The organism is Bacillus pretiosus, from assembly GCF_051294775.1.
Classification (GTDB): domain Bacteria; phylum Bacillota; class Bacilli; order Bacillales; family Bacillaceae_G; genus Bacillus_A; species Bacillus_A wiedmannii.
In genome coordinates this window covers 1-228 of the sequence record NZ_JBPPHF010000714.1, presented here as the reverse complement: position 1 = coordinate 228, position 228 = coordinate 1, and the positions used below count along the sequence as shown (strand labels likewise).

General features: G+C 45.2%; 2 rRNA genes. Both read left to right on the top strand.

Annotated elements, in window-relative coordinates:
- A 23S ribosomal RNA gene (locus ACSG5Z_RS32855) occupies nt 1-89 on the top strand; the annotation flags it as partial.
- Nucleotides 90-137: 48 nt separating this feature from the next.
- Nucleotides 138-228: ribosomal RNA gene (rrf, locus tag ACSG5Z_RS32850) — 5S ribosomal RNA — on the top strand; the annotation flags it as partial.

Below are 228 nucleotides of genomic sequence, written 5' to 3'. Positions count from 1 at the left end.
CCTGAAAGATGATCAGGTTGATAGGTTCGAGGTGGAAGCATGGTGACATGTGGAGCTGACGAATACTAATAGATCGAGGACTTAACCATATAATATGTAGCAATGTTATCTAGTTTTGAAGGAATATGCCTTCATAGTTTGGTGATGATGGCAGAGAGGTCACACCCGTTCCCATACCGAACACGGAAGTTAAGCTCTCTAGCGCCGATGGTAGTTGGGACCTTGTCC